Below are 3,287 nucleotides of genomic sequence, written 5' to 3' on the forward strand. Positions count from 1 at the left end.
CAGGAGCCGGTGAGCAGCGCGTCGGTCGCGGTGGCGCCGTCCTCGTCCTGCCGCCAGGCGATCGCCCCGCCGGGGAGGCTGAGCCGGACGGTGTGGTCGAGGGCGCGGCTGACGGTGGGCCAGATCCGTTCCAGGAAGCGGTCGTCGCCGGTGGACAGGTGGTGGTGCCAGGCGCCGACGGCGAGGTAGGCGCAGAAGTTGGTCTCGCGGGCCCGGTCGGTGGCGGTGCCGTCGGCGATGCCGTCCTGCCCGTAGGCGTAGGCGGCGTACCAGGACCCGTCGGGGTTCTGCCGGTCGGCGAGCCACTGGTAGGCGGCTTCGGCGGCGGCGTGTTCGCCGGCGGTGTCGAGGGCCATCGCGGCCTCGGTGTGGTCCCAGGGGTCGAGGTGGCCGCCGTGGAACCAGGGGATCGCGCCGTCGCTCTGCTGGTGGGCGAGGATCGAGCGCACCGTGTCGGCGGCCTGGGCGGCGTCGAGGACGCCGTCCAGCAGCAGGGCCGCGGGGACGGCGGCGGTCACGCGCCGGTCCGGGGCTGGTGCGGCTTGCCGGCGTAGACGACGAAGGACTTGCCGAGGACCGGGTTGAGGGCCTTCTCGGCGGCCTTGGTGAGGGTGGAGACGACGGGGGTGCCGACGATGTCCCAGACCAGCAGCTGGTGGTAGGCGCGCACCGGCAGGGCCTTGTCGTTGTTGACGCCCATCGCGCACTTGATCCACCAGTACGGGGAGTGCAGGGCGTGCGCGTGGTGGTTGCCGTAGGGCTCCAGGCCGGCCTCGCGGACCTTCTCGACCAGTTCGTCGCCCTTGTAGATGCGGATGTGCCCGCCCTCGACCTCGTGGTACTCGTCGGACAGCGCCCAGCAGATCTTCTCCGGCAGGTAGCGGGGCACGGTGACGGCGAGCAGGCCGCCGGGCTTGAGGACGCGGACCATCTCGGCGAGCACGCCCTTGTCGTCGGGGATGTGCTCCATCACCTCGGAGATGATGATCCGGTCGAAGGTGTCGTCGTCGAACGGCAGGTTCAGCGCGTCGCCCTCCATGGCGGTGGCGCTGGCCCCGGCGGGCGCCTCGCCGGCCTGTTCCATGGCGGCGAACCACTTGCGGACCTCGGCGATCTCCTCGCCGTTCTGGTCCAGGGCGACCACGTTGGCGCCGCGCCGGTAGCACTCGAACGCGTGCCGGCCGCCGCCGCAGCCCAGGTCGAGCACCCGGTCGCCTGGGGCGAGCGGGAAGCGGGAGAAGTCGACGGTCAGCACTGCGGGGCTCCCATTCACGAAGGGTGGTACGGGTGTTGACGGTCTGTCGGCCGAACGGGTCCGGTCAGCCGACGTAGCGCCAGCCGGGCCCGGAGCGGGCGGCGGCGCCCGCTCCGGTGGCGATGGCGGCCCGGTAGCGGTCGGCGGTGAGTTCGGCGGCGCGGGCCCAGGTGAATCGTTCCAGCACCCGGGCCCGCCCGGCCTCGCCGAGCCGGGCGCGCAGCGCGGGGTCGTCGAGCAGTCGGCCGAGTGCGGCGGCGAGCGCCCCGGCGTCGCCGGGCGGGACGGCCAGGCAGGTCTCGCCGTCGGGTCCGGCGACCTCGGGGATGGCGCCGCCGGTGGTGGCGACCAGCGGGGTGGCGGTGGCCATCGCCTCGGCGGCGGGCAGCGAGAAGCCCTCGTACAGCGAGGGGACGCAGGCGGCCTCGGCGGAGCGGTACAGGTCGACGAGTTCGGCGTCGGTCAGGCCGGTGCGGAACTCGATGTGCTCCTCCAGGCCGAACCGGCGCACCGCGTCGGCGACCGGGCCGTCGCCCTTCTGCGGCTTGCCGACCACCACCAGGTGGGCGTCGCGTTCGGTGCGGACCTTGGCGAGCGCCTCGACCAGGTGCACCAGGCCCTTGAGCGGGACGTCGGCGCTGGAGGTGGCGACGATCCGGCCGGGCACCCGGGCGACGGCGTCGGACGGCGACCACAGACGGGTGTCGGCGCCGATCGGGACGACCGAGATGGCGTGCGGGGCGGCGCCGAGGTGGTCGGCGATCTCGCCGCGGGAGCTCTCCGAGACGGTGATGACGTGTTCCAGCCGGCGGGCGACCCGCTGCTGCATCCGGGTGAAGGCGTACCAGCGGCGCTTGCCGAGCCGCTCCAGCCGGCCGGCGGCCGCGTCGATCTCCAACTGCCGGTCCACGGTGACCGGGTGATGGACCGTGGTGACCAGCGGGAAGCCGTGCCGGGCCAGGCCGAGCAGGCCGTAGCCGAGGGTCTGGTTGTCGTGGACGACGTCGTAGCGGCCCTTGTGCCGGGCCAGGTACTGGCGGGCGCGCAGCGAGAAGGTCAGCGGCTCGGGGAAGCCGCCGCTGCGCATCACCGCGAACTCCAGCAGGTCCACCGGGCCGCGGAACTCGCCGGCGGCGGGGGTGCGGAACGGGTCGTCGGCGCGGTACAGGTCGAGGCTGGGCAGTTCCACCAGGCGCACCGAGCCGGGGCCCTCGACCTCGTCGAGCACGGGGTACGGCTGCGCGCCGATCACGTCGACGTGGTGGCCGAGCCGGGCGAGCTCCCGGGACAGGTGGCGCACGTACACGCCCTGGCCGCCGCAGAACGGGTCGCCGCGGTACGACAGCAGGGCGATCCGCAGCGACGGCGGCGGCAACGCGGTCATCCGGGGCCCCTCTTTCCTACTCACCGGGACCGGCGACGAGCGGGGCCGCCGACCGGTAAAGTAGATCACGTTTCACAGTGGTGCAGGCTCGCCGTCGGGGAAAGCGGACAACGAGAGACCTCGAAGATTACCGGGCCGTAGCTTGCCGTCAGGAGCCGTGGCAGGTGATTCACGCCACGCTGTTCAGCCGCTCGCCCCTCCGCTGTTACCGCCGGTTACCACGGTCCCGGCCACCCGCCCTTTCGATCCTCCGCCCCGGGAGTGAACGTGACCGCGAACGCCACCGCCGCCGGGCCGCTGACACCGCGCCAGGCCGAGCGCCGCCGGGGCATCCTGCGGGCGGCCACCGCGCTGGCCGCCCGGGGCGGCTTCGAGGCGGTGCAGATGCGCGAGGTGGCGGAGAGCGCGCAGGTCGCCCTCGGGACGCTGTACCGCTACTTCCCGTCCAAGGTGCACCTGCTGGTGGCCGTGATGCGCGAGCAGCTGGAACGGCTGTACGAGCAGGTCGGGCGGCGTCCGCCGACCGGGGCGGACCCGGCGGCCCGGGTCGCCGAGGCGCTCACCCACGCCTTCCACGCGCTGCAGCGCGAGCCCCGGCTGGCAGAGGCGATGGTGCGGGCGCTGTCCTTCGCGGACCGCTCGGTGGGC

3 protein-coding genes and 1 pseudogene are annotated in these 3,287 nt (G+C 73.8%); 1 reads left to right on the top strand and 3 read right to left on the bottom strand.

Features of this window, described 5'->3' with window-relative positions; all coding sequences use genetic code 11:
- The 3 genes and pseudogenes from IEZ12_RS37510 to IEZ12_RS01190 form a co-directional block, all read right to left on the bottom strand.
- Window positions 1–518, bottom strand: a pseudogene (locus tag IEZ12_RS37510) (prenyltransferase); the annotation flags it as partial.
- Entirely contained in the window at window positions 515–1,255 is a 741-nt protein-coding gene (locus IEZ12_RS01185) for a class I SAM-dependent methyltransferase (protein WP_189270337.1), read from the bottom strand. The pseudogene IEZ12_RS37510 and the gene IEZ12_RS01185, both read right to left, overlap by 4 nt.
- A gap of 64 nt (window positions 1,256–1,319) precedes the next feature.
- Window positions 1,320–2,639, bottom strand: coding sequence for a glycosyltransferase family 4 protein (locus IEZ12_RS01190; protein WP_189270338.1), 1,320 nt, complete (start codon window positions 2,637–2,639; stop codon window positions 1,320–1,322).
- A 267-nt stretch (window positions 2,640–2,906) separates the two neighbouring features.
- Here IEZ12_RS01190 and IEZ12_RS37515 point away from each other — a divergent pair.
- Window positions 2,907–3,287, top strand: a 381-nt coding sequence (locus IEZ12_RS37515; RefSeq protein WP_229847130.1) for a TetR family transcriptional regulator, incomplete at its 3' end; no start/stop codon positions are given.

The organism is Kitasatospora griseola, from assembly GCF_014648555.1.
Classification (GTDB): Bacteria; Actinomycetota; Actinomycetes; order Streptomycetales; family Streptomycetaceae; genus Kitasatospora; species Kitasatospora griseola.

Bases quoted from the DNA above. Each gene is read 5' to 3' on its own strand.
- IEZ12_RS01190 (WP_189270338.1), bottom strand. From the start codon at position 2,639: ATGACCGCGTTGCCGCCGCCGTCGCTGCGGATCGCCCTGCTGTCGTAC.